The sequence below is a fragment of the Runella salmonicolor genome (assembly GCF_024158025.1).
GTDB classification, from domain to species: Bacteria; Bacteroidota; Bacteroidia; order Cytophagales; family Spirosomataceae; genus Runella; species Runella salmonicolor.
The window spans coordinates 224,600-250,052 of sequence record NZ_JAMZEL010000008.1 but is presented as its reverse complement, the minus strand read 5'-3'; the positions used below and the strand labels follow the sequence as shown (position 1 = coordinate 250,052).

Sequence of the window (25,453 nt, the reverse complement as noted above, 5' to 3'; positions counted from 1 at the left end):
ATTACAATCAACCTTTCCTAGCAGGCCTTCAATTACCACCTGCACCTTCGCAATTTAAAGCTGTTTTAGGTTGAAAAATCGCTCAACTGCTCGGCTGTCTTTAACATCAACCTGACCCGTACGAAGCGCACCTATTACCGAATGGGTGGGCTCTATCAGAATGATTTTTACGTCAAATCGGTAATTTGTAAACAGATTTGTCTCCAATGGCGTGGTTAATTTAGCCATTATCTGAACTTTGTCAGTTTGAGGACGAACCACCGACTCAATCACACTAGGGCTATCGCTAACGCCTACATTGAGATAGTTGGCCCGAATCGTGTTTAAAGTCCACGCATTGAGTTGATCACGAAGGTAAACCAACACCACCCCTTTATCGGCGATTGCTGCGTAGTTTTGTGGACTATAAGTCCGAAAACTATTGTAAGTGAACAGTTTAGTAGTGGCATCATAATTTGGAGTGCCTAGTGCATTAAACTGCTGGTTGGAGTAAATATAACTCCGGGCATTTACCGTGCCTGAATCTCCCTTGGGGCCTTGCGACCCAGTGTCGCCCTTAGGCCCCTGCGCCCCTGTATCCCCTTTCGGGCCAGGTACTCCTTCGGTTTTACAAGCTGAAAGGCCAATGAGGCCCATTAGAAATAACATTGCAATTGTTTTCATGGAAAGCTGTATATTTTAATAGTACAAAATTTTAAGCCTTGCCGAATCATCATTTGGCTAAATGATAGTTCGGAAAAGACAATGCAAAATTAGTACTGCTGCCCGTGGGGCAGAATTACTTACAGCATGAATTGCTGTTTTTATACCTTGAAGTGTTGATTATGAATCGGAAATCGGAAAAGTCTTTGACAGAAGCTTGCCAGTGAAAAAACATTGAAGAAACAAAATAAGTAGACTTTTAATAGAATCGTTTCGGTATGTATTAATTCCCCCAACACATAATTCTCTGATTTCAAACCCAATAAATAAAAATCAAGCTAAAACTTAATCTTCTACTTCCAGAATACCGCCCTTGAGATGAAAAATTTGTTTCTCCTGAAATGCCTCCGCCCGACAATAATCTTTGGCCGCTACGCGAGAGCGGGTTCCGTTGGTGCAAACTACGATTAGGGTTTGATAAGGCAATAATTCGGTACGGCGTTCCCGAATATCTGCAAGGGGAATATTGGTGCCGCCAATGCTAAATTCTTCAAACTCCCAAGGCTCCCTCACATCCACAATGATAGCTTCTGGTTGGGCAGCCATGGCTTCAGCTTCTTGGAGCGATATGTCCTGATAGGTATTCAAAAGAATTATTTTCCGTTAAGTTTTTTCATCCACCCAAGAGTCTCCGTAAGGATTTCTGGGTTAAAATGGCGGCGAGCATACTGCATATACTGCCCAGATTTTTGCAATTGAGCCGCTTCAACAAAAGACGTTACTTTAATAAAATGCTGATCTGTACCTTTCAATTGTCTATACGTCCCCAACTCAGGACGTACTTCATTGACAATTCGGGCAATACTCTGCGCCGATTCTGGGCTGATAGCTTCACTATCAAACTCTCCGTACAGGGCCAAAGTAGGCACTGCTGCCTGCGCCCACGCCTGCGTGAGATTTTGCTGCTGAAGTTCGGTAAAATACCCAGATGAGCGCCCAAAAAAAGTCCCTCTATGGTAGGCAAGCGGATTTTCTTTGGATGTAAGTATAGCCTCAAAATCAGGCTCTTGAAGCAGTTCAGTGGGCGTTTTGGCCTGTACCAACCATTCATACAACAACGGTATCATCATTCGGGTATTGGCTTCGATAGATTGATACGATTCTTGGTACAATAACGGCTTTTGGCGGTATACGTCAATCATGTGCTCAAACCACGGTTTCACTACGGTTCCGTACGTGATGATACCCCTCGGTTTAGAACCCGATTGGGCCACCAACAGTGGCGCCAACGCTCCACCCAATGAGTGCCCAAACAGAAAATATCGGGTGCTGTCAACAAAAGAAAGTTTCTTAAAAGCCGCAAATGCGTTCTGAAAAGCGGCCTTTTCTTCTTCATAACTCAGCCGAACGCACTCCTTTGTGCCAGCACTTTCTCCAACGCCTGGTTTTTCAATCCTAAAAACAACGTACCCAGCACTCACCCAACCATCCACTAATTGTTTGACGGGAGCGAGCGAATCTTCGGCAAAATGAACAGACCCGCACCCATGCCCCTGAATGTAAAATATAGCGGGCAGACGATTGCTGCCCAACGGCTTATGAACAATTGAACGCAAATACCCCCGTTGGTAAGGAACCTCCCCATAAATCACCTCTCCTTTTGAAAACTCCTTGGGTGCCGCAACGACATTCCCAACGGCCCGGGCTTTTTTTCTATTTCGAATGTAAGTAATTGAAATCGGCTCTTGCTCGTACAATTCCTGCTCCAGCTTTCGAAAATCAAACAGGTACAACGAATCCGTTTCGTTGATGGAAACCAGAATATCGCCCGCCTTAATACCCAACCGCGCGGCGGTAAAATCGGGCATGACACTCTTCACTAAAATCCCGTGACTATCGGGTAAGTGCTGTGTACTCATCAATGAATCACTCGCCGCTGCGTAGCTGATGCCCAAACTCCCTTTGTGCCGAAGGTGTTGTGCTGACGTGACGAAAGATGAAAATAGTAGGATAAAAAAGGCAAAAGCAACGGAAAAGCGCATCGAATTGTGAAGTTAAATGTTGACTGCCAAAAGTTAATCGTTCGGGCAATGAACAGATTATCTTTTAACTCCTCTACAAAGGTCGTGCCTGAAAAGTAATTTCAGAAAGTAATCCTACGGCGTTGAAACGTAAAATCACTTTTTGAGCGGCTGATTTTTGGGTAATATCCGTACAATGAATTCCTTTTTCCAAAAAATAAACGTAGAATTTTTGATCCCGTGACCCCAACTGCTGAATATCTGGGCGGCCCAGCATGTACCCTACATCGTCGATATGTTTACCCAAAAGCTCACTCTGTATCTTCACAAATTCTTTTTCAAGCCCTTTTCTGACGTCGCCGCATCCTCCTCGGTCACTTCGCCATTTTACTAAATCTAAATTTCCAACCTTATCTGGCGCGGGAGAACAGGAAAAAACGAAAGAAAACAGAAGAAACGAAAGGGTACTTACGCTTAAATAATGGTTATTTTTTATCATAAAAATCAAAATCAGACGATACATTTTTTCTAAATACTTTCTTGATACAAGACCTGAACCAGTACCTGTCCTACGGCTTTGAGGGTGTTGGGGTCAATGTTGCGCATATCATCTTCGTGCGTGTGCCAGTCATCAAAGAAGGTTTTTTGCGGATTATTGAGCTGGAGATGAATAATGTCAACCATGGGAATTTTGGCGGTTTCGTTCACTGGCAGGTGGTCGTCCGTAATTGCGGCACCATCTTGTTCGACAAAGTAAGAGCTGTACCCCAATTGACTGGCCGTATTCCAAATCATTCGCGTGACTTCATTAGCATATTGATTCGAGAAAGCTTCTTTCGGGAACGTCGCTCCTTTGGCACCTACCATGTCCAACAAAACCCCAAAATACGCCGAATAACCCGGAACGTGCTTATTGGCGGCCCAATATTGAGAGCCTAAGCAAAAACCTGTAAATTTATCCTTGGCAACGGCCGAATTTCCTCCGTCTTCTACATCAAAAAAAATAAAATCAACTCCAACACCCGGTTTTTGGGCGGCCTGCTGAAGGGTACGGGCAAGTTCAAGCAACACTCCTACTCCACTTGCTCCGTCGTTGGCCCCATCGATGGGCCCTGTTTTATTGGTAGGGTCTTCGTCGGCTACGGGCCTGCTATCCCAGTGTGACGCCAATAGAATACGTTTTGCGGCTTGTGGATTAATACTACCTATAATATTCCGAGCGTTGAGTTTGCGGCCGTCGTAGTGGGTTGCCGTAAAAGTCTGTTCCGTGACGGTACAGCCAAGGCGTTTCAATTCGGCCACGAGGTAGTCACCACAACGGGTATGGGCCGCTGAATTGGGAACCCGAGGGCCAAATTTGACTTGTTTTTCCACGTATGCGTAAGCCGAATCTCCACTGAATAAAGGTGCCTTTACCATAGTTGTTGCGGTTTCGCTGGTGGTCGTTTGCTCAGAAGAGGATTGTTTAGAATTACAACACAATAACGTCAAAACCAGAAGCATTAGGGCTACTCCCTTGCTAAATTCCTGCATAAAAAAATTGTTTTGGGTTTCAAAAATGACAGGCATTCGATTTTTAAACTTTGCCACTTTAATTGAACACCAAATGTAAGGAAGAACTGCTAATCTATTCAGAAAAACGTCGATGATTGATTACCTCAAATAGGATTTATGTAAAAAAGAGAACAAAATCACTTCTAATTTGAGCATTTTACTGCTTCAAGATTCTAATCCCTTTCAGTAACGTTTCATTATCAAAAACCTGCAATATGTACGTACCACTTGGCAACTGGGCATCTGACAAATTGATATAGGCGACTTTATCGACGACGGTTATCTGACGTTTACCCATCATTATTTCCTGGCCTGACACAGCAATCACCCTAAAACTCAAAGCATTAATATCCAGCAAATCAGGCAATTTTACATTGCAGACGTTTGAAAAAGGATTTGGATATACTTGCCAGTCCGTCAATGGTTGCGTTGTTTTAATCGTAAAACGAATCGTTGCGGCACTCACCTGCAATGAATCGTTAAAAGCCGCAGCTTCCAGCGTATAACTCCCTGCTATCGGAGAAAAACCTGTTGTTTCGTCAAACAAAGCAAAAGGAAACCGCTCAGCGGTGATTTCCCGTTGATAAGGGCCCGTCAATTTCAGCAATACTTTCTTGGCAGGAACTTCGCAATTGGCATATATCGTGATTTTATTCGGCATAGTCTCTTCCTGAAGTACGTCCCCGTTGCTCAATGGTCCAATGAGCCGCCGTTCGCCAATTTTTCCCGCCTGAATCAACTCAAAACTGATATTTGCGTAGCGCACTTCGACTTTAAAGGTAACATTGGTGGCCGTTTCGTCATCGTCAATGGCCCTGACCGTAACCGTGTAAGTGCCTGCCTGTAAAGCTACTCCCGAAATTTCATTGTTTTGAAACGAAAGCCAAGCAGGTAGGTTGGGCGCTTCGATTCGGTCAACGTAGCCATTGGTATCATAAAACAATGAATCAGGAATCCGGTAAGTAAATTTTTGGGTGGCAAACATCTGCACATTGGGCAACGTATAGCGGGCAAGAGGGGGAGAATTTTGGGCACCCTGCACGTCTACTTTTATCACAAACGGTATTTCGACCGAATCACCGCCGTTATCATACGCCCGAATTCCAACCCGATACGTTGCCAGTTCGGGGGGAGTTCCCCGCAGTTCTGTCCCGTTAAAGGTAAGCCACGCGGGCAGTTTGGCCGCTCCTACTCTGACAATCTCACCGTCAGGGTCGCTGAAAAGGTTGGGCGAAATCTTAAAACGAAACGCTTTGCCGCGCGCAATCACTTTTTCGGGCAGTTGCTGTTTGGCCACGGGAGGGATGTTAAGCACTTTTATTTTAAACGATGTTTCCACAAACGCGCTGTCGTCATCGTATGCTCGAAGGTTGACGGTAAATGTGCCCTGCTCCTGCGGATACGCCGAAAACTCTTTGGAACTGTAAGTCATCCACGGGCGTAACCCGCTGGCCTGTATGCGTACAATGACGCCATCGGGGTCGTCAAAATGGTCGGGCAAGAATTGATAAAACACCAATTTTTGGAGTGATGTCTCAAAGTCTGGCACGGGACGTTTGACAATAGGTTTAACGTTTATGTTGGTCACTTTGAGATTAAAACTCATCAACACCGTGGCGCCTTCATCGTCGGTGGCGCGGAGGGTTATTTTGAAGTCACCGATTACATCTGGCACATTTCCCGACAGAACCCCGTTGTTCAAATTTAGCCACTGGGGTTTTTCGAGGGCTTCTATTTTGACAATATCCCCGTCGGGGTCCGCAAATACATCCTTGGGCAAGGTATAACTGTACGCTTTGCGGGGTTTACTTGCCCGCTCCGTGACCTGATTGGCAATAATTGGCGGCAGATTCACACTGAGTGGTTTCCAATACTCTTCCGACAAAATATCTTCAACCAATTCAATATGAACGGGTTGCGGATTTGACCCCACTTTTTCAACCCATCTTTTTTCCACGTTTTTCATGGTAGAATCAAGGGCTTCGGTCAAAGTGTAAGAAATAGAATGTTGCGGTTTGATTTCGGACAGCGGCGTATTGAGCCAACGGCCCGCCATCTCCTGAATCAAACGCATAGCCCCTGGCTCAGGCCCCGCCGTCACCAGCGTTACAATCTTGGAGCCATGCTCAAAACATTCATTAAACTGACGTCTCAATAAATCAATGGGCGTTTGCGGCGTGTAAAACACTTCGTTTGCCGTCCATTTATTGGCGGGTCGATTAGAGCGTATCACGTCAGTTACCCAACGGTGATTGTAATAGGGGTCATTGTGTACCTTAGTCCCGTCCGTTTTTGCGTCGAGCGTTTTGAAGGAGTAAGCAATCATCATGGCCGAAAAATCGGCCGTTACGGCACCGTATTCATTGACAATTTTATACTGTGGATTTACTTGTTTGATACCATTAATTGTGCCGTCTATATAATTTTGAAGTTGCGAATGCGAAAAAAGGTACCAATCTTTTCCCGATTTTTTTCGATAAGTGGGATACGGATTGTACGCCGTTCCGGGCGGCATTAATGTCTTAAATGAGGTATATTTTGTTCCCCAATGGTAGTTGAGTTTATTGATGCGTTTGTAGCGTTTTTCGGCCCATACCCTAAACGAATCCAACGATGAATCGGAATAATCAAAACCCGCAAGGTATTGTTTGCCGCCTTCAAAATTGGTCTCATGAGGGTACCCTAGCTCTTGGGTCGATAAGTTACCGAAGGAAACGTACAAAATTTTACCCTGATTTTGGTAGGCGTTGTAGCGTTGACACACTTCTTTGATAAAATTTTGGGATTTGGCAACCGTGGGCTGATGCGAAAAACTAAAGCAAGTTCGGCCATAAACCCCCGAAAGAGGCCGCCCCAAATCATCCTTCATGGTTTCTTTGGCCGTCCAATAACCGTCCAACCGGTAATAAAGTCGGCCCACAATGATGCGTAGCGCTATTTTAGCATTGGTCTTTGCAATGTATTCAATCTGACGGTCGTACTGACGCCAATCGGGCGGAGAAGTATTGTCTTTGTAAACTTCATCCCACTGAATGGTGAGGGCCACTAAGTTGCAACCATTGGCAATCGACGCTTCAATGACATCCATCCCTGCTTCTGGGCGCGGGTCAAGATTAAGCAATTGCAAACCCACATATCGCTGGGTGTCAGTATTCTGCGATTTCAAGGCTAGTGGCAGCACCAAAAATCCCAAAAAAAGGAGTGCCTTCAGCGTTTTGGTTTTATTGTAAACAATCGTCAATATCAAACTCAACATTGTATGGTTATTGCTTTATCAGTTTAAACGCCTGCCAAGAAGAATCTTCCTTCTGCAATTTTAAAAAATAAACACCAGCAGGCAGTTTGAAGTCGGTTAAGTTAATGCTTAAAAGTTGATTAGCGATAGAGGTAGCATTGTCCAGAATCGGCTGAGTTTGCCCCAGCACATTCACCAGCTGAATCTTCTGAATCGACACATTATCAGGAAGTTTTACATTCAAAAATTGATAACAGGGATTGGGAAACAAAGCCCAGTCGGCCAACGGAATCGGCAGTTTTGTCAGCGGGTCGGTGGCAATGATTTGAAAACGATAGGTAGCCGAAGAAATCAGCTCTTTTTGAAAATAGGCATTCCCTTTGACCTGGTACGTTCCGACCACCGTCGGAAAGCCGCCATCGCCCCTAAAAAGCGCAAAAGGTGAACTTTCAGATTGGGCTTTTTGAACGTGCCCTCCCGACAATTGCAGCTCAAATTCATCAAAAACGGCGTCGCAAGTAGCATAAATATTCAACAAAGGAGGCAGGTCGGACGAGGACAGAACCTCTTCATTTTGAAGCCTTTTGATTAAAAAACGCTCCCCCACTCGGCCCGCCTGAATCAAATCAAACGAAACGATGGGATAGCTAATCGTAATCTTGAAGGAAGTTTGGGCCACGGCCTCTTCGTCGTCGTAGGCCCGTACAGTGATGGTATATTCGCCCACGGCATCGGCCAATCCCCGAATTTCTCGGCGTCGAAACTGCGCCCATGAAGGTAATCCAGTGACTTCTAAACGCGTAATAAAACCATCAAAATCGACAAAAGTACTGTCAGAAAAAGTGAATGTAAAGGGTTGTTTATAAACTCCTTTTACATTTTGAATAGGTTTTTGAACAATTGGAATTTGGTTCGTTCGGCCAACATTATTCACGATGATGGTAAAATTAGTTTCGACCGAAGCACCGTCATCATCGGTAGCACGCAGGAGCATGGTAAAGCTCCCCGTTTGGGGAGGAGTGCCCGAAAAAACGTTGTTTTTGAACGTCAACCAAGCGGGTAAGTTGTTGATAACAACGGTGTCTATGATTCCATCAATGTCGGCAAAAACTTCCGAACTCAAGCGATAGGAAAACGCATTATTGACCTTGACAATTTTGGTAGGCAACGAATTTCTGACGACAGGCACCTGATTGATAGACCCTTGAAGCGAATCGACCAGTAAATCTTCCACCATCCGAATAGCCACCGGCTTTCGGTTGGACTCATGCCCCGCCCGGTTCAGCCATTCTCCGTACACACCGCCGCTATAATAGCCAAACTCTACTACCCGCGACAGCGTATAATCCATGTAAGCCACTGGTGATACCTCAGCATACGGTTTTTTGAGCCATTTAGGAACGCTGGCTTGAATAATGGGCCGTACAACGTCCAGCGCCGCTTGGGTAGCAATGACTATACTCACCCAATGTGCACCGTGTTCAAAATTTTCATCAATTTGACGAGTAATCAATTCTGGGCTATGTTTGGGATCAGGATATACCTCATTCAGTACCCATTGGCCCGGCAAAACGTTACTCCTTAAAAGATCGGTTGAAAAGCGGTGATCATACTGCAAATCGTCGTTGATTTTGACCCCATCGGTCGAACGATTCAAATCACGGAAAGCAAGGGTGCCGTTAAACACACTGATTTGATCAAAGACCGAACCAAAATCCGTGATAACGCGGTACGTGCTATTTACACTTTTGATGGTTTGGGTGGTTTGTTCCACAAACTGCTTGAAGATGGCGTGACGAAAAACGTACCAATCTCGGCCTGATTGCCCCCAAAAAACCTGTTCGCGGTATTTAAGTGATACGGGAGGTGTCACTTCTTCAAAACTTTTGTACTCCGTTTGCCAAAAAACATTCAGACGCTCAATTTTTTTGTACCTGCGGCTTAGCCAAATCCGAAACTCCTGCTGCATGACGGGCGAATAATCAAAAACCGTCGGGTAATTATAGCCTTCAGGCGCGTTTTCGTGATAATATCCCGTTTCTTGCGTAGGAGTCGTCGAAACCGATACCCACGAAATCACCCCTTGTTGTTGCAGATTGTTATATCGTTGGCATACTTCTTTGATAAAAGCCCGGGCTTTTTCTACCGAAGGTCGATGGGCATAACTAAAATAGGTAGCGCTATAGCCCGAAATCAAGGCCTGTCCATGCTGGTCGCGTTGGCGGTGTTCGTTGTCCCAAAAACCCTGAATCCGACTGACATGCCGCCCTACCAAGATTCGAAGGGCTATTTTTACCCCTAATTTTTGGGCCAAATTAATTTGGGTGTCATACTTACGCCAGTCGGCCTGCGAAGTAGCAGTTGTGTATACCTGATCCCAGTAGATGGTTAAATGAACAGCATTACACCCTGCTTTGACCCCGCCCTCCAACAAATCCAAGTCTACATCCAACGACCGGTTGGTATTTAAAAGCAACACGGCCAAATACCGCTGTTGATCATTGGCAAAGGTAAGGGAGGAATACAATAGCGAAGCAATCCAAAAACCCCACAAATATCTACGCTTCAACTGCCTCATTTAGATTAAGTTAAGGTTATTAAAAACGTAAAAAGTCAGCAGTTGTGCAATATTGATGGAATTGCGTAACTGCTAACTTTCTAAATCTTAACGTATAATTAACTATTGGGCTTTTTTACCCGTAATACGGAACGTATATGTATAGGCTACTCCTGAGCTATCTTTATCATTGGTAACCTCTTCGATGGTAATGGCATTTTTGCCAATGGAACCGATTTTAACACCTGTGTCCAGCATGTCAAATTCGCCAGAAGTACCTTCTATTTTCTTTAATTCGATACCTGTAAAGGCGGAATTGCTCTTTTCGGTCTGCCCGTTGGACAATTTCGCCGTTTGGGTAAACGTCACGGTCACGATGTTTGACGCTGTTTTGGCAACATCCAATACCGCGTTTACTTCATAACCGATGCCAGTATTGGTAGTACCTTTTACGGGATAATTCGTTGTTTCGGCATATTCTGAAGCAGAGTTGGCGTATTTAATAGCTTCGGTAAGTTTTTCCACGGTGTAGCTCCCAATCACTTGCTCGGCGGGTTCTGGTTCTGGCTCAGATTTTGAGCATCCTGCCAACATGGCTGAAGTAATAAATAGTGCAGCGTAAAGATATTTTTTCATATCACTAAAGTTTGTAGAATGGTTTTCAGTATTAATACAACGAAACAAAGTATAAAATTAGTCAAATATTAGCAAATAAAATCACCCAAAAACGGTTATTTTCCCCACTAAGAGGCCCTAGCAAGGCATTTAGAGTATAGTTTGTACTTTATTCTTGCCAGTAATCGTATTGGGCATAACGCGCCGCTTCGTCGGCTACTTCTTTGCCCAGTAATTTACTGACTACGTAATAAGACATGTCGATGCCTGCTGATACACCCGCAGAGAGGATGACTTGGCCATTATCAACGTATCGAACTCCTTCTAGTACCTCAATCGTTGGCGAAATGGCCCTTAAGGCATCCAATGCTTTAAAATGGGTCGTGGCTTGCAGTCCTTCCAACAGCCCCGCTTTACCCAAAATCAAGGCCCCCGTACAGACCGAAAGAACCAATTCAACGTGAGCAGCGTGCTTTTTTACCCACTCCAACACCACATCATTGTCCATTTCCCGACGACTTCCAAAAGCAACTCCTTCGGGAGAAAAACCGCCTCCACCCGGAATAAGAATCAGGTCCGGTTCGGGGCAGGTATCCAACAAATAATCGGGAATAATAGTCAGTCCGTTGCGGGCCACCACGGGGGATTTCTCAGCAACTGTGTAAACGTGGAAAGGTTTCTCCGTAAATGTCCGCAGTCCAGTTACGCTGAAAACCTCATAAGGGCCCGCAAAATCGAGCACTTCTACCTCATCGAATAAGAAAATGGCTACATTTCGGGTCATGGGAACGTATGGGTTTTGTTAAAAATTGGTCAGAGAAATGCACTAACGCAAATTGCCAGCTTTGGCCGAAGCTCTTCGGCCAAATGTAATCAAAACTACGCCCGTCAAAACCACCGCCGAAGCGACCAGCGAGCGGGTGCTTAATTTTTCGTTTACCACTAGCCACCCTAAAATCATGGCCACTACTGGGTTGACATACGCATAGGTGGCGGTCAAAGAAGGTGCCGCATGGTGCAACAACCAAACGTAAGCCGAATACCCCACAAAAGAACCCATCACAATCAGATAAAGTAAGGCCATGTAGGTTTGATGGGTCATGTTATCGAAGGCTTTAAAGCCATTTGGCTCCAAAAACAAGCTCATCACCAAGGAAAAAACTCCCCCGCCCAACATCTGGATCGCGGTGGTCTGCATTTGAGGAGGCATGTCTAAATACGGGGATTGTAACGACCCCCACGCCCAAGTAATTGACCCGATAAAAACCAAAAAAGCGGGGAATAAGGGGATTTCACGTTGGGCGAGGTTCTCTCCCGGATTCAGTAAAATATACATTCCAATCAGGCCGACACCCAAGCCGACCACCGTTAGCCACGAAGGTTTTTGTTTTCCAAAGAAATAATAATCCAAACCCACCATCCAACCCGGCAGCGTGGCTACCAGCAGTGCCACCAACCCGGTAGGCATAAATCCAATGGCGTAGGCAACGGCGCAGTTTCCGACACCGCTCAAAAGCATTCCAATCCAAGCCGCTGAAAGCCATTGCTTTATGCTCGGAATAGAATATCCACGAAGCAGCGTAAACAAAAAGAAAATGACACCACCCACCAGAAACCGAATGGCATTGGTCAACAACGGCGGGAGCACTTCAATAGCGTAGCGAACCCCCAAAAAGGTAGAGCCCCATACGACATACACAATGACCAGATTGGCCCAAAGTTTTACAGAAGAAGATTGTTGCATTGTATCATGTTAGCCCGAGCGAGGTTATTTTTTTCAATAACGTTTACCGTATGTTTACGCATTTTTCATCCCAATGACGGCCAACATCCGCCCCGTTTGGCCATTTTCCAAACGATAGGAGAAATAATCGTCATTGTGGGTAATGGTTGAATACGGTGATATTTCAATCCGCTCCGAAGGAATTCCAAAATTTTCTAACTGCGCGGCATTGGCGCGTTTTAAGTCCACCAAATACTTTCCCCTGCCCGTATCAAACCGTTTGAATTTATCAGGAAACTGCTCCGCTACTTCTTCTCCCACTTCAAAAGCATTTTCATCGATGCACGTACCCACGTAGGCGAAGCAATCACCCGGAGCAGTGCCGTATTCGGCGTGCATGGTTTCGAGGGTTTTATAGACCAGTTGAGACACCGTGCCCCGCCATCCAGCATGAACCGCCCCAACAACCCGACGATGAGCGTCATAAATCAGTACGGGGGTACAATCGGCAACGGTGACCCCAAGCACAACTTCTGGCACCTCCGTGACGAGCGCATCAAAGCCTTCGGTCCGGCCCGGTTCAGTCACTATTTGAATGCTATCTCCGTGTACTTGATGAGAGGAGGCAAGTCTAGCTTCCGAAATCTCCAACTTTTCAAAAAAAAGTCGTCGGTTTTCTAGCACATTCTCGGGCGCATCTTTGGTGTTAATGCCCAAGTTAAGCGACGAAAAAGGAGCCGCGCTCACCCCACCGTGGCGCCTGCTTTCTGCTGCAATGAGATTCGTAAAACGTTGAAAAATGGTGGGCGAGTGAAATAATTGCATCATTTATAGTGATTTACATACCCCAGCTTCCGGGATCTTCCCGCCATTTAGATAGTGTTTCCAATTGGCTTGACTCGATATAGTCTAATTTGAGGGCTTCGGTCAGTAAGCAATCGTAGTTGCTCAACGACACCAATTCGACGCCTTTCTGCTTGAAATTTTCATCGGCAATGGAAAAGCCATAGGTAAAAATCGAAATCATTCCCAAAACCTCCACGCCGGCTTCGCGTAGTACATCTACTACTTTGAGGGAGCTTCCGCCCGTAGAAATGAGGTCTTCGAGTACTACTACTTTTTGACCCGCCAAGACCCGACCTTCGATTTGGTTGCCCATCCCGTGTTTTTTGGGTTCGGGACGCACATAAGCATACGGCAAATGCAACACATCGGCCACCAAAGCGCCCTGCGCAATACCCGCAGTAGCTACTCCTGCAATAAGCTCCACGGCTGGAAAATGGCTTTTGATGGCTCCCGCCAAGGCGTTTTTGATGAAAGTCCGCACTTCAGGAAACGAAAGCGCCAGACGATTGTCACAATAAATGGGTGAATTCCAGCCTGAACTCCATTTGAAAGGCTGCGCGGGGCGAAGTTGAATCGCTTCAATGTTTAATAAATACGCCGCAACTTGGCGGGCTACTTCCGGTCGATTCACGGCTACAGTGGTTTGCATGAACGGTGTAAAGATGTTTTTAATCCTGCAAAACTACGCATAAAAAAAGAATGGTTGGGGATGCCAGCCATTCTTTTAAAAGCTCAAGGAGTAAAATTTCTCCGTTAATGACTCACCATTACGGCCATTTCGGCGTGATTGACCACATCTTCGGCCACACTCCCGTAAATAAAATGTTGGATTCCCGTGCGCCCGTGGGTATACATTACTATAATGTCGGCTTCCACTTTTCTGGCATAATTTAAGATTCCTTTCTCAATGGTATTGGCTTCAACAATCTCAAATTGATAGGTACTGTACCCCAGTTCAAGGGCCCATTTCCCAACTTTTTCGCGCAATGCCACTTCATCAAAAATTTTGGTGCCGTTGTCTACATATACAAAATGAGGATTGATGTTTGATTTATCCAACAATTTTGTGGAGGTTTTTACAAACTGCTCATTTTCAAAATCTACGGCAAATACCACATTATTAAACTCACTCACAGGTGATTTTACGACCAACACCGGACAGGTTGCTTTTCGTACCACATGCTCTGCATTAGACCCTTTCGTCCATTCTTTCCAACCGCTTGCCCCCGTCGAACCCATCACCACTAAATCAGCCTCTTGGTGCAAAACGGCCTCGGCCAGCGTTTCGTTTTCTCTTACTACTTTCAGTTTGAAACTAACACCCGCATAAGCTGGTCTATCAATCATATCTTTGAGACGGTCTTTTGATTCTTGGGTCAGAAAACGGTAATAATCTTCCTTGCCGTCAAAAAAATCGTTATCAATCATGGTATATTCTACCGTCGGAAAAATCAATCGTTTGAGCAACACAATGGTTGAATTGTGCTTTTTAGCAATCTCAACGGCCACGTCTAGGGCATATTCAGAAACATCGCTTAAATCGGTAGGTACAAGAATCGTTTTCATTGGATGAATGGATTTGTTGGTTATCTTCCGCAATTTCCGTTCATTAGCTATTTTAAAATATGATTATTGGCAGTTATGTTTGATGATTAATGTCACTCTACAAACAATTATTCAATTCACAAGTCGTTAGGAGAGATACATTTTGGGCTTTGATTTTTACTGCATAAGCCCCTTCGTATTTTTTCAATCAAAACATCTTATCAACTATCTTATGGCAAATATTCTTTGGGCAGATGATGAAATAGATTTATTAAAACCACATATTTTATTTCTTACCGGCAAAGGCTACACCATCACCCCCGTCAATAGTGGTTCTGATGCCCTCGACAAAGTAGAACACGAACGATTCGACGTAGTTTTTCTGGACGAAAATATGCCTGGACTTTCAGGTCTCGAAACCCTCGCGCAGATAAAACAATTACGCCCCAATCTTCCCGTGGTCATGATTACCAAGAGCGAAGAGGAACGTATAATGGAAGAAGCCATCGGCTCCCGCATTGCCGATTATCTCATTAAGCCGCTCAATCCTAATCAAATCCTCCTTTCGGTCAAAAAAATTCTGGATAACAAGCGGTTGGTCAGCGAAAAAACCAACATCAGCTACATGCAGGAGTTTCGGCAATTGGCCATGCAATACCAAGACCGCATCGGCCATGCGGAGTGGGTCGAATTATATAAAAAATTGATTTACTGGGAATTGGAACTCGAAAACACGCAAGACAAAAGCATGGAGGAGATTCTGTCGACCCAGAAAGAAGAGGCCAACAACAATTTTTGCAAGTTTGTCCTCGACAATTATGAAGACTGGCTCAATGACCCCAACGCCGACAAGCCGATTTTGTCGCATCAGTTGATGAAACGCAAAGTATTTCCGTTGATGAAACAGACGGAGCCTTTGTTTTTTATTCTGATTGATAATCTACGTTATGACCAGTGGAAAGTAGTCGAGCCGCTGTTGAGCGAGTTTTTTACGGTCGAAGAAGAATCTTCGTATTATTCAATTCTGCCTACCACCACTGGTTTTGCGCGTAACTCAATTTTTGCGGGAATTATGCCCAGCGAAATTGAAAAGCAATACCCTAATTGGTGGGTAAACGACGAAAATACCCCCGACGGCGAAGAAGGGCTCAATAAGCACGAAGAAGATTTGTTGCGCAAACAGTTTGAGCGCAACCGGATGCAGGTGAAGTTTTCGTACAACAAAATCATCAATCAAAATCAGGGAAAGACCCTCATCGACAACCTTCCCAACCTCTGGAAAAACCACCTGAACGTGGTCGTCTTTAACTTCGTGGATATGCTCTCGCACGCCCGCACCGACATGATGATGATCAAGGAGTTAGCTCCCGATGAGGCCGCGTATCGTTCCATCACCAAATCTTGGTTTCAGCACTCCCCTATCATGGATTTTTTGCAACGAATAGCAGAGAAAAAAGGGCGCATCATCATCACCACCGACCACGGCATGACGCGGGTGAAAAAACCCGTCAAAATCGTTGGATACCGCGAAACCAATACCAACTTACGCTACAAACAGGGAAAAAATCTCGGCTTCGACGACAACAACCACATCTACGTGTGCCGCCGCCCCGAGCGCTTGTTTTTGCCCAAGCTCAATGTTTCGACGGCCTACGTTTTCACCCTCGGCGATTACTTTTTTGCGTATCCCAACAACTTCAACCAGTACGTCAATATGTACCGCGATACCTTCCAGCACGGCGGGGTTTCGATTGAAGAAATGATTATACCGTTTGTGTTCTTGAAACCTAAGTAAAATTAGAACAACTCCAATAATTGATTAAGGCAGTCCCAAAAATCTGAGGCTGCCTTTTTTATTAAGTAGTCGATAAAAAGTTCAGGTATTTTGAAAAATATTATCTTCTTGATTATCAATATGTAATATCAAATCCTTCAACTAATCCTTTGGTTATGAATTGATTACCGATTATTGTGTTTATTTGAGTTATGGCTTGAATACCTGATAGAATCCCTACTGGCGCGAGTCTTCTTAAATGCTGCCTCAAACGGGCAACGGGGTAAAGAATATCCTTAGGGAGCCCTAAAATTCCATTTCGAATTATCGCTGTTAAAATCAAATTCTGCCAATGTCGGTGTGCTGTCGCCGGAAGATACCAGCGCTAACTTCTTTCCTGAATTGGGAACCGCCTTGGGCATAATTCTATAAGTACCATCCGTCAATTGATCGATGCGCCATAGCTGTTCGGGCGCGCCCGTAAATGCCGGTACGGTGATTACTTCGGCATCGGGAGTGGCCGCCAATGCCCGATCGGTGCCTGCCAATACAATTTTATAATAAGGTCCGCCCAGATACCCGGTTGTATCAGGCGCATCGGTAATCGTCCATTGTTGATGGGGACGGGACATGTAGTCGCCTATTCTTAAATTAATGTTACCCGTTGGCCAGTTTTTCATTACATCGGCTAATTGCTGCGCTTGAACGGGTTTTATCGGTTCATTGTTGGGCTGGCCAAATCCCCGGACAACGGGCATTCTGGTAAAATCAACGGCCAACTCTAATCCATAGCCTCTGCGTACGGATTCGATTTCATACGTGCCTTCTTTAAACTTTTCTCCTGCCACAGGCCATCCATCTTTCCAAACCACTGGAAGAATGCCCAATACGCTTCGCCCCCCCTGCGCTAAATCGGCTTCATAATGGAGGGACATTTTTTCAACGCCCTGCTCAAGAATGATGTGCCCGAAATGCCCCGGGCCTATTAATCCGCCACGGGTAGCCACCACCATTTTACCGCCGCCTTCCAGCATGCTTCTTCCTACATTGTCAAGGTAAGGACCTGTTATTTTTTTTGAACGACCCACCACCACATTGTAGGTAGAGTTGGCACCGTCGCAACAACTGCCGTGCGTGGCCAGCAGGTAGTACCAACCGTCGCGGTAGACCAACGTGCTGGCTTCGCATACGATGGCTACATCCACGGGTTTATTGCCTGCCTTGAGTTTTCCCGTTTTGGGGTCTAATTCTATCAGGCGAGTGAATCCAAAATACGTACCGTAGGTTAGCCAAAGGCGTCCAGTCGTGGGGTCCAGCATCACGCCGGGGTCAATGGCGTCATTCTCTTCATAGCCATCCGACGTTGCTACGACAATCGGTTCAGAATATTTAAAATCAGGAGACTTTGGGTCTAATGTCTTGTTCCACATGGTCAGAATCGCTCCTTTGTGGTTGGGTGAACCGCCGGTTGCGCCATAGATGACAAGGTAACGATCCCCGATTTTGATGACATCCGGAGCCGCTCCTCCCCCTGGTCTCACCCCGCCACCATGCCATGTCCAACCATCATTGGAAATCAATCCGCCACCGCCCGTGCCGAATGTGTAGTACTTGCCGTCACATTCAGCGATGGTTGAGGGGTCATGGATAAAGGGTCTTCCTACCTGTGCTGATACAGTTTGGATTGTCAATAAAGCGAATAAGGTTGTCAGGCCGGGTACGTTGATTCTTTTCATGTACTGATTTATTTTAATTGCCTTAGGTAAGTTTTAAAATCAACCTCCCTTTGTCAAAATCATAACTTATTGACTATCAATACTTTTATATTTTTAATTTGCCGTTTTATATTTTGCGGTTTCCTTAAACTGACGGAGCCCTATTATTCGTAACTGATGCTGAGGTTTTTTACGGGTGCTCCTTTTTCATCTAAAAAACGAACACAGAAATTAGCCATCCCCGGTCCGTTTATTACCGCCCCTCTGACGATGTTCTTTCCCTTTTTTAACGTTAACCGTGCAGAAGTACCATTATCGGCAATCATATCCCTGTCACCGGAAAGCAGCAAGGCTTCCTGACCATTCAGCCACCACATGCTTCCGGAATTACATCCAGCAGCCATCCTGACGTTTTTAATTTCTTCGGGACAATTGATGACCGTAACGAGCCAGACAAGTATGCCGTATTTGGGCTTGTTAAGGGCGTAGGTAAAATGGTATAAATTAAAGTTGAACGCCTTGCTGTCCAAGGCATACCACTTCAGTTCCTGATTTCCCACTTTTACCGTTTCGCCATTTTTGGGAACGGTGGTGTAATCGTTGGAGAAATTATCGGTAGAGAATGTTGTTTTGAGGTAGTTGTCGGTGAAAATATTATTCCTGACAATATCTTTCTTTACTGGTTCCAGCACCAACCAACGTTGAATAAACCCCTTAGCATCTGGTGCTTTTGCGGCGGCAGAGGCAAGCGTGAAATGTTTGGAAAGGGTATGGGTCGTATCGCCTTTGATCGGTATGGGCGGGAGCGGTATTCTTTGTCCCGGGCCCTGTGCCAAAGCACCTATTTGTAATCCTGATAAAACGACAAAAATGATAACCGAACACAAGGGCTTGAGTTTGCTGTTCATTGAAGAGTTCTTTCGTAAGGGTTATTGCTTCTACAGTAAGCATAATTTACGCAAACCTACTCAACAACGGGGCTAAAATGGATGCAGTGAGCCTTACAAGTCCCTTGTAATGAGGGTAGTTTGTATAAAATTCAGTGAGTGTAGATGGTCTGGGCGTTGGCATTGCAGATAACGTTTGGCGGCTAGGCGAAGTGCCCGCACTTATTTCTGTCCGCCGAAGCGCCAGCAGAGGCAATTTTCAAAAAAGCGGTCATTTTGCCTAGGTGCGGTTAGCTGCTGGCGTTTTTTCACTCACTTCCTTTATTATTTGATTCCTTGTTAACAGGAATTTTGTCATGTATTTTTCTAAAATGAGTTTGTCAAACCAAATACCTAGAAAACCAAATGGAACTTCATAATAGAAGATGTCAGTCATTTCAGTGCATTCATTAACTTGTATAAAGTGGTGTTCATGTCGCATTGAATTAAATGCGCCCTTTAAAATTACGTCCTCAAAAAATATAGGTCTATTTAATTTGGTTATTTTAATCGTCAAGTGTTGCCTAATACCGAAATGAGTAGCTTGCCATGTTATTTCGTCATTTATTTCACATAGTCCTGACGTCTTACCTGCAACAGCTTTTTCGTTTGTGTATTTTGTAGATAGCTCATGAACTTTAATGTCTCGCGAAACGTCAAAACACTTGTCAATTGGTGCTTTTATTTTTGTCAATAGTTTGATTGTCGCCATACGCTTGCAGCTAACATCTGTACATACGCTATAAATAGCATATATAGCCTATAGCCCCAAAACGAAGCATATAAGCCACAGCCTACCCTCAAATATAAAAAAACAGCTGGCTGTTTCCAACCCGCTGTTTTTCGGTTCTACATTTCTCGTTTTACCATCCCTCGGTTCCCCTTTTTTCGGTTTACCATTTCGCGCGGGGCCGCCCATGCGGTTCCCCCTTGGCTACTAATCCACATCCACTTCCTGCCCCATAAAGCAGTCTACCACGTAGCGGATGGAGCTGAAGGAGTTGACGAGTGCTTTGCGGGCTTCGGGCTCACTCATCCACGCCAATTGTTCAATGCCTTCGTCGTGCTGGGGGGCCATCTTGGAGTCGTCCACGCAGCGCATCCAATACCATTTGGTCCGTTTGAGGATGAGTTGATTGTTTTGGGTATAAGTGTGCCAAGTGGTACAGGTTTTTTCGATAAGCTCGGCTTTTACGCCCGTTTCTTCTTCTACTTCGCGGAGGGCCGCTTTTTTTGATTTTTCATTGTCGTCGAGTTTGCCCTTAGGCAAATCCCACACGCCCCGCCGAAACATCATCAGCATTTTGTTGTCTTTGGTCACAATGCCACCCGCCGCTTTGATGATGGTGTAGATTTTTTTCAATCTTTTTTCCACGGCTTCGCGGTCTTTGGGCACCAAATAAATGGATTGGAGCTCGGGCAGGTCGTAATTGTTCAAAAAATGAAACAATTTTTCGGCCGTAATCGGTGTGGCGTTCAGAATGAGTAAATGCCCCTTTAAACTTGCCACCTTCAGCATTTCGAGGTGAGCGTCAATGATTCGGTCAAAAGTGGCCCGATTGGAGAGCCCCTGAGCCGCTTTTTCGCTTAAAATTCGGACCGGACGGTCTTTGATAAATATAATCATAGGAGTAGTGGGGCGTTAATGCCGACAAAATTAGCAAATGGGTTTGTTTTGGATAGCAAATACTTTTGATAATTTTGCAATTGTACCAACCATCCCCATACGTGGAACTATTTGTTATCGTTCTACTCGTTCTTATCAACGGTATTTTCTCCATGTCAGAAATCGCGCTGGTCTCCTCGCGAAAGTCTAAGTTGGAAACTGCGGCACGAAACGGTGACCGGCAGGCCAAACATGCACTCGAACTGGCAAACTCCCCCAATCGCTTTCTCTCGACCGTCCAAATCGGCATCACCCTCATTGGAATCCTGAACGGGGTATTCAGCGGTGAACGCATCACGACCGATTTTCAGGCCTACGTTGAGCAGTATGAATTATTGAAGCCTTATGCGCATTCTATCGCCGTAGGTGGCGTTGTTTTGTTTGTAACCTACCTGTCATTGGTTTTGGGAGAACTCGTGCCTAAGCGTATCGGCATGTCCAATCCCGAAGGCATTGCCAAGTTTATGGCTACGCCCATGAATTGGCTCTCCAATCTTACGTCGCCGTTTATTTGGTTGTTGGCCAAATCCAGCGATTTGTTTATGAAAATTCTGCGGATTACGCCGCAAAACCAAGCCATTACGGAAGAAGAAATCAAGACCATCATTCAGGAAGGCACCACAGGCGGGGTCATTGATGAGATTGAGCAAGAAATCGTGGAGAATGTCTTTCATCTGGGCGACCGGAAAATCACGTCGTTGATGACCAACCGTCAGGAGGTTACGTGGTTGGATTCGGCCGATGACCCCGAAGAAAATAAAGCCCGAATCATGGAATCCAAGCACTCCATTTATCCCCTTTGCAACGACGGGATTGACAATATCGTGGGGCTGATTTATGTGAAAGATTTGCTCGGCGGTGATTTGGATGAGCAACTTACCCGATTGGAATCGCTGGCCCGTGAGCCGTTGTATATTCCCGAAAACAACAAAGCCTATCAGGCCCTAGAAAAGTTTAAAGTAAGTCGGGTGCATTTTGGTATCATCGTCGACGAATACGGCGCCATGCTTGGCATTGCCACGCTAAACGACATTTTGGACGCGTTGGTGGGGGATTTGTCAGAAACCGATGAGTTTAACTACGACATCGTAGAGCGCGAAGACGGCAGTTTTCTGGTGGATGCCCAGCTTCCGTGGGAAGATTTTATCAATCATTTTGACATTACGATACAGCAGAAAAAAGAATTGACGGGCTTCAACACCCTTGGTGGCTTTGCCTTGCATATTTTTAAGGATATTCCCGATACGGGTGAGCACTTCACGTGGCAGGACTATCGGTTCGAGATTGTCGACATGGACAAAAGCCGTATCGACAAGATACTCGTTCAAAAACTAAGCGAAGAAGAAGAAGGTGGGTAATACTCTTTCAGATGGTAAAGTTTAAACCTTGCAAAGATTTGCAAACTTTTGCAAGGTTTAGATGATTTCAATCCCTTTATTGCGAAAATCGTTCAACGACGGGTCGGCGGGTTTTAGACTCGTCACCAAAAAATCAATCTCATGCAGGTCGCATACCTTGTAGGTCTCTATGGTATGGATTTTTTCAGTAATGGCACAAATCGCTACTTTTTTGGCCGCTTTTGCCATTTTTTGTTTTAAGACCGATTCTTCATAATTGCGCAGCGTAACTCCTACATTTGGATCTAACCCATTGAAACCCATGAGATAAAGGTCAACCCGCAGGTGTTCGAGTTGGCGCATGGCTTGGTTGCCTACCGTGATTTGGTAGCGTTTGTGGTAGGTGCCTCCCAAAAGGATTGTTTCAATTTTTGGGTGTTCATTCAGTACGATGGCAAGGGGCAGACTGTTGGTAATGACGGTCAGTTCCAAGTTTTTGGGAAATTGTTCGGCAATGTGAAAATTCGTGGTGCCGCCATCCATCAATATCGTTTGATGATTTTCAAACAGTTTTTGGGCTTTTCGGGTCAGGTGCAATACTTCCTGATTGTCGATACCGAATCCTTGCGTGGTTTTAAAAGACAAGTAGGAATTAGCCACGGCTCCACCGTGTACTTTTTTCAGTAAGCCCTTGTCTTCCAGTTCAATAACGTCGCGTCTGATGCTGTCGTACGAAACGTGCAGTAGCTGACTCAACTCCACTAAGTTGATTTTTTGGTCACGATTGAGCTTCTCAATAATGAGCCGTTGGCGCTCTTCTTTTATCATAGGTTAGTTAAAATATACTTCAATAAATACTTAAAAATTCATTGAGAGTGATTTCTAAAAATATCTTGCAAAAAAATGCAAAAAAAAGTTGCATTAAAACAAAAAGATTGCATATTTTTGCATAGTTGTTTCAACCACAACTTAACCTATGATAAAATATCCCTCGCGCTACCTTAGGGGTTTGTGTAGCTGCGAGGGATGTTTCTTTTTTATGGGTACAATAAATATTTCTTTCGCTTGATTTTGAAGTCTCCCAGCCCGGGCTCCCAGCTTTTACGAATTTCTTCTTCTGATTTACCCGCAATAATCTGCTGCTTTAAGTTTTCTGTTCCCGCCAGTTTATCAAAGTTTCCCATTTGTTTGCTTTGACTCATGTCAAAAAACTTCTCTTTGAGGGGGTAAGCCGCATACAGCTCCATGAGCCATTGCAAGTTTAATTTCTTGGTTTTCAGAAAAATAGCGGTGTCATACTTCCGCAAATCCAATCCATAACAGTCAGTATCCTGATGCAGGGGAGTTTCGCTCATGCCTTTAAGACTGACTGGTTTGAACGAAAACGTGTATTTCCCTTTCAATAAGGGTGCTCCCAGTACCGTGAAAGGCATGTAGGTGCCGCGCCCTTGACTCAAAATGGTGCCTTCAAATAGACAAATACTGGGATAGAGCAGAATGGACTGCTGCGTATTTAAATTGGGCGAAGGCGGTACGGGGAGGACATACGGCAGGTCATGCGTATAATTGGCTACTTTGATGATTTTTAATTTGCATTTCAGCCCGTTGGGCAGCCAACCTTCGCCATTAATCATTTGGGCAAACTCTCCGATGGTCAGACCGTGGCTGATGGGAATAGGAAAAATTCCGATGCCTGATTTCAGGTGCGGCTCCAAAATGGGGCCATCCACAATAAATCCGTTCGGGTTGGGGCGGTCCAAAATGAGTAATTCTTTGTTGTTTTCGGCACAGGCCTCCATGACGTACGATAGCGTATTGATGTAGGTATAAAAACGAGCCCCTACGTCCTGCACGTCAAAAATCATCAAATCGACGTCGGCCAAGTGTTCTTTGGAAGGTTTACGGTTTTTACCGTAGAGCGAAATCACGGGAATGCCCGTGGCGGGGTCTACGCTATCGTCTACTTTAGCACCGTTGCTCGCATTGCCCCGAAATCCGTGTTCAGGCCCAAAAATCTTGGTAATTTTTACCCCTAATTTGAAGAGGCTATCGACACAGTGCTTTTTGCCAATGATTGAAGTTTGATTGACCAGCATTCCAATGCGTTTCCCTTTCAGATAGGGAAGATACGCTGAGGTTTGGTCGGCGCCCGTAATGATGCTTTTTTTTGCATTTTCAGGTTTTGGGGCGGTAGTAAATGCGGCAAAAACTGCCAAAAACACAGTGGCAACAAAAAGGGACAGATGAAATGACCGTTTCATAAAGCAAAAAGCAGGATTGTTTGAGGGGGAAAGTTACAACAAATGGGCGTTCCCTCAAAGATACCTACTTATTTGTGGTCTTCGTTCGTCCCCACCTGTACGGAGGTCATAGAGGCTGATGGGTGTTGAAAAGGTGTGATGACCAATTCGCGAACCAAATCTGGATGAGAATACGAAATTAAATGACCTGCATTGGGCAAGAAGATAAATTGTGCTTCCTTTTTGGCAAGTTTCATGCGGGCAAAATCAAGATTTGTCGGGTCTACAATCCAATCTTTACCTCCTTGCACCACGGTCGTTGGCACTTGGAGCATTGGCCACTCGTCTGCCAGTTTCTCTAATTCCTTAGCGTGGGCAAATTTTTCAAACGACGCCAGATTAATACGATGCGGGAGCCACATCCTAACTATCCACCATTTAGCGGGCTTTGAAAACCACCAGAATTTTTCTTTGGTGGGGTCGATGGCAGGGGCCAGCATCACCAATTTATTGAATCGTTGGGGATTGAGTATCGCAATTTTGGCCGCAATGGGTGCTCCGTAAGAGCGACCAAGCAACACTCCTTTTTGACGGGAATGGTTGAGCGACAAGGCCAACGCGGCCGCCCGGGCCTGCAAATCAATGGACGTAACGATGCGTTTTTTGCGGTGTTTTGAATGATTATACCCTAGTCGGTCAACGGCAATGATGTGGTATTTGCTCTGCAAAATGCTGTCATCCACCATATTGAGATAACCGTACCACGCCCCCGGTGCACCGTGGATGAGCAGGAGCGGCGGCAGCGTATCGGCACCAGTGGTGGCAACAAACAGCCGAAGGCTGTCGTTTTGAATGGTATAATAAGTAGGTCGAACGGGTTTGTTTGCGTAATGCTTGCGAAGGTCACGTTCATTTTTGCGCCACGAACGAAAACAGGAAGAAAGCCCCCAGCACAATCCGCAAACACAGGCCCAAAGGCATATTTTTCTTAGCATGAGAATGGTTACTGTTTAGGTTAATTCAGCGATAGTTATTCGCAATTGTTGCTTTATAAAAC

General features: G+C 45.1%; 22 protein-coding genes. 2 read left to right on the top strand and 20 right to left on the bottom strand.

Features of this window, described 5'->3' with window-relative positions:
* Positions 1-54: 54 nt before the first annotated feature.
* The 13 genes from NCI00_RS19275 to NCI00_RS19215 all read right to left on the bottom strand — a co-directional run bounded on the left by NCI00_RS19275 (position 55) and on the right by NCI00_RS19215 (position 14,759).
* Positions 55-663, bottom strand: a complete 609-nt coding sequence (locus NCI00_RS19275; RefSeq protein ID WP_253530257.1) for a collagen-like triple helix repeat-containing protein — start codon at positions 661-663, stop codon at positions 55-57.
* A gap of 324 nt (positions 664-987) precedes the next feature.
* Entirely contained in the window at positions 988-1,290 is a 303-nt protein-coding gene (locus NCI00_RS19270) for a rhodanese-like domain-containing protein (RefSeq protein ID WP_256498279.1), read from the bottom strand.
* 5 nt (positions 1,291-1,295) lie between these two features.
* On the bottom strand, positions 1,296-2,684 hold the full coding sequence (locus NCI00_RS19265; protein WP_253530255.1) for a serine aminopeptidase domain-containing protein: 1,389 nt from the start codon (positions 2,682-2,684) through the stop codon (positions 1,296-1,298).
* Positions 2,685-2,757: 73 nt separating this feature from the next.
* Positions 2,758-3,186 (bottom strand): hypothetical protein, encoded by a 429-nt coding sequence (locus NCI00_RS19260; protein WP_253530253.1) that lies wholly within the window; start codon positions 3,184-3,186, stop codon positions 2,758-2,760.
* A gap of 5 nt (positions 3,187-3,191) precedes the next feature.
* Positions 3,192-4,232: a M28 family peptidase gene (locus NCI00_RS19255; protein WP_374758845.1), complete on the bottom strand. Its 1,041-nt coding sequence runs from the start codon at positions 4,230-4,232 to the stop codon at positions 3,192-3,194.
* 142 nt (positions 4,233-4,374) lie between these two features.
* The gene (locus NCI00_RS19250) at positions 4,375-7,473 is read right to left on the bottom strand and encodes a putative Ig domain-containing protein (protein ID WP_253530252.1); all 3,099 of its coding nucleotides are present in this window, start codon (positions 7,471-7,473) and stop codon (positions 4,375-4,377) included.
* Positions 7,474-7,480: 7 nt separating this feature from the next.
* Positions 7,481-10,030: a putative Ig domain-containing protein gene (locus NCI00_RS19245; protein WP_253530250.1), complete on the bottom strand. Its 2,550-nt coding sequence runs from the start codon at positions 10,028-10,030 to the stop codon at positions 7,481-7,483.
* A 102-nt stretch (positions 10,031-10,132) separates the two neighbouring features.
* Positions 10,133-10,645, bottom strand: coding sequence for a hypothetical protein (locus tag NCI00_RS19240; RefSeq protein ID WP_253530248.1), 513 nt, complete (start codon positions 10,643-10,645; stop codon positions 10,133-10,135).
* A gap of 148 nt (positions 10,646-10,793) precedes the next feature.
* Positions 10,794-11,408: a DJ-1/PfpI family protein gene (locus tag NCI00_RS19235; protein ID WP_253530246.1), complete on the bottom strand. Its 615-nt coding sequence runs from the start codon at positions 11,406-11,408 to the stop codon at positions 10,794-10,796.
* 42 nt (positions 11,409-11,450) lie between these two features.
* Positions 11,451-12,368 (bottom strand): EamA family transporter, encoded by a 918-nt coding sequence (locus NCI00_RS19230; RefSeq protein WP_253530244.1) that lies wholly within the window; start codon positions 12,366-12,368, stop codon positions 11,451-11,453.
* Positions 12,369-12,422: 54 nt separating this feature from the next.
* Positions 12,423-13,172, bottom strand: a complete 750-nt coding sequence (gene pgeF / locus NCI00_RS19225) for a peptidoglycan editing factor PgeF (RefSeq protein ID WP_253530311.1) — start codon at positions 13,170-13,172, stop codon at positions 12,423-12,425.
* A 13-nt stretch (positions 13,173-13,185) separates the two neighbouring features.
* Positions 13,186-13,842, bottom strand: coding sequence for an orotate phosphoribosyltransferase (gene pyrE / locus NCI00_RS19220; RefSeq protein ID WP_253530242.1), 657 nt, complete (start codon positions 13,840-13,842; stop codon positions 13,186-13,188).
* A gap of 104 nt (positions 13,843-13,946) precedes the next feature.
* Positions 13,947-14,759 (bottom strand): universal stress protein, encoded by an 813-nt coding sequence (locus tag NCI00_RS19215; RefSeq protein WP_253530239.1) that lies wholly within the window; start codon positions 14,757-14,759, stop codon positions 13,947-13,949.
* A gap of 211 nt (positions 14,760-14,970) precedes the next feature.
* Between NCI00_RS19215 and porX the strand changes: the two genes are divergently transcribed.
* Entirely contained in the window at positions 14,971-16,533 is a 1,563-nt protein-coding gene (gene porX, locus NCI00_RS19210; protein WP_166557865.1) for a T9SS response regulator signal transducer PorX, read from the top strand.
* Between the two features lie 275 nt (positions 16,534-16,808).
* Here porX and NCI00_RS19205 read toward each other — a convergent pair whose 3' ends face one another.
* The 4 genes from NCI00_RS19205 to NCI00_RS19190 all read right to left on the bottom strand — a co-directional run bounded on the left by NCI00_RS19205 (position 16,809) and on the right by NCI00_RS19190 (position 20,780).
* Positions 16,809-18,248, bottom strand: a complete 1,440-nt coding sequence (locus NCI00_RS19205; protein ID WP_253530236.1) for a family 43 glycosylhydrolase — start codon at positions 18,246-18,248, stop codon at positions 16,809-16,811.
* Between the two features lie 143 nt (positions 18,249-18,391).
* On the bottom strand, positions 18,392-19,135 hold the full coding sequence (locus NCI00_RS19200; RefSeq protein WP_253530233.1) for an acetylxylan esterase: 744 nt from the start codon (positions 19,133-19,135) through the stop codon (positions 18,392-18,394).
* 259 nt (positions 19,136-19,394) lie between these two features.
* Entirely contained in the window at positions 19,395-19,865 is a 471-nt protein-coding gene (locus NCI00_RS19195; protein WP_253530230.1) for an SRPBCC family protein, read from the bottom strand.
* Positions 19,866-20,090: 225 nt separating this feature from the next.
* On the bottom strand, positions 20,091-20,780 hold the full coding sequence (locus NCI00_RS19190) for an NUDIX hydrolase (protein ID WP_114070007.1): 690 nt from the start codon (positions 20,778-20,780) through the stop codon (positions 20,091-20,093).
* A 101-nt stretch (positions 20,781-20,881) separates the two neighbouring features.
* On the opposite strand from NCI00_RS19190, the gene NCI00_RS19185 reads away from it, so the two are divergent.
* The gene (locus tag NCI00_RS19185) at positions 20,882-22,177 is read left to right on the top strand and encodes a hemolysin family protein (RefSeq protein ID WP_310586781.1); all 1,296 of its coding nucleotides are present in this window, start codon (positions 20,882-20,884) and stop codon (positions 22,175-22,177) included.
* Positions 22,178-22,234: 57 nt separating this feature from the next.
* Here NCI00_RS19185 and NCI00_RS19180 read toward each other — a convergent pair whose 3' ends face one another.
* The 3 genes from NCI00_RS19180 to NCI00_RS19170 all read right to left on the bottom strand — a co-directional run bounded on the left by NCI00_RS19180 (position 22,235) and on the right by NCI00_RS19170 (position 25,391).
* A complete protein-coding gene (locus NCI00_RS19180; RefSeq protein WP_253530227.1) occupies positions 22,235-22,984 on the bottom strand; it encodes a DeoR/GlpR family DNA-binding transcription regulator in 750 nt (249 codons plus the stop codon).
* Between the two features lie 209 nt (positions 22,985-23,193).
* The gene (locus tag NCI00_RS19175; protein ID WP_253530225.1) at positions 23,194-24,417 is read right to left on the bottom strand and encodes an exo-beta-N-acetylmuramidase NamZ family protein; all 1,224 of its coding nucleotides are present in this window, start codon (positions 24,415-24,417) and stop codon (positions 23,194-23,196) included.
* Between the two features lie 68 nt (positions 24,418-24,485).
* Positions 24,486-25,391, bottom strand: a complete 906-nt coding sequence (locus NCI00_RS19170) for an alpha/beta fold hydrolase (protein WP_253530223.1) — start codon at positions 25,389-25,391, stop codon at positions 24,486-24,488.
* Positions 25,392-25,453 lie beyond the last annotated feature (62 nt).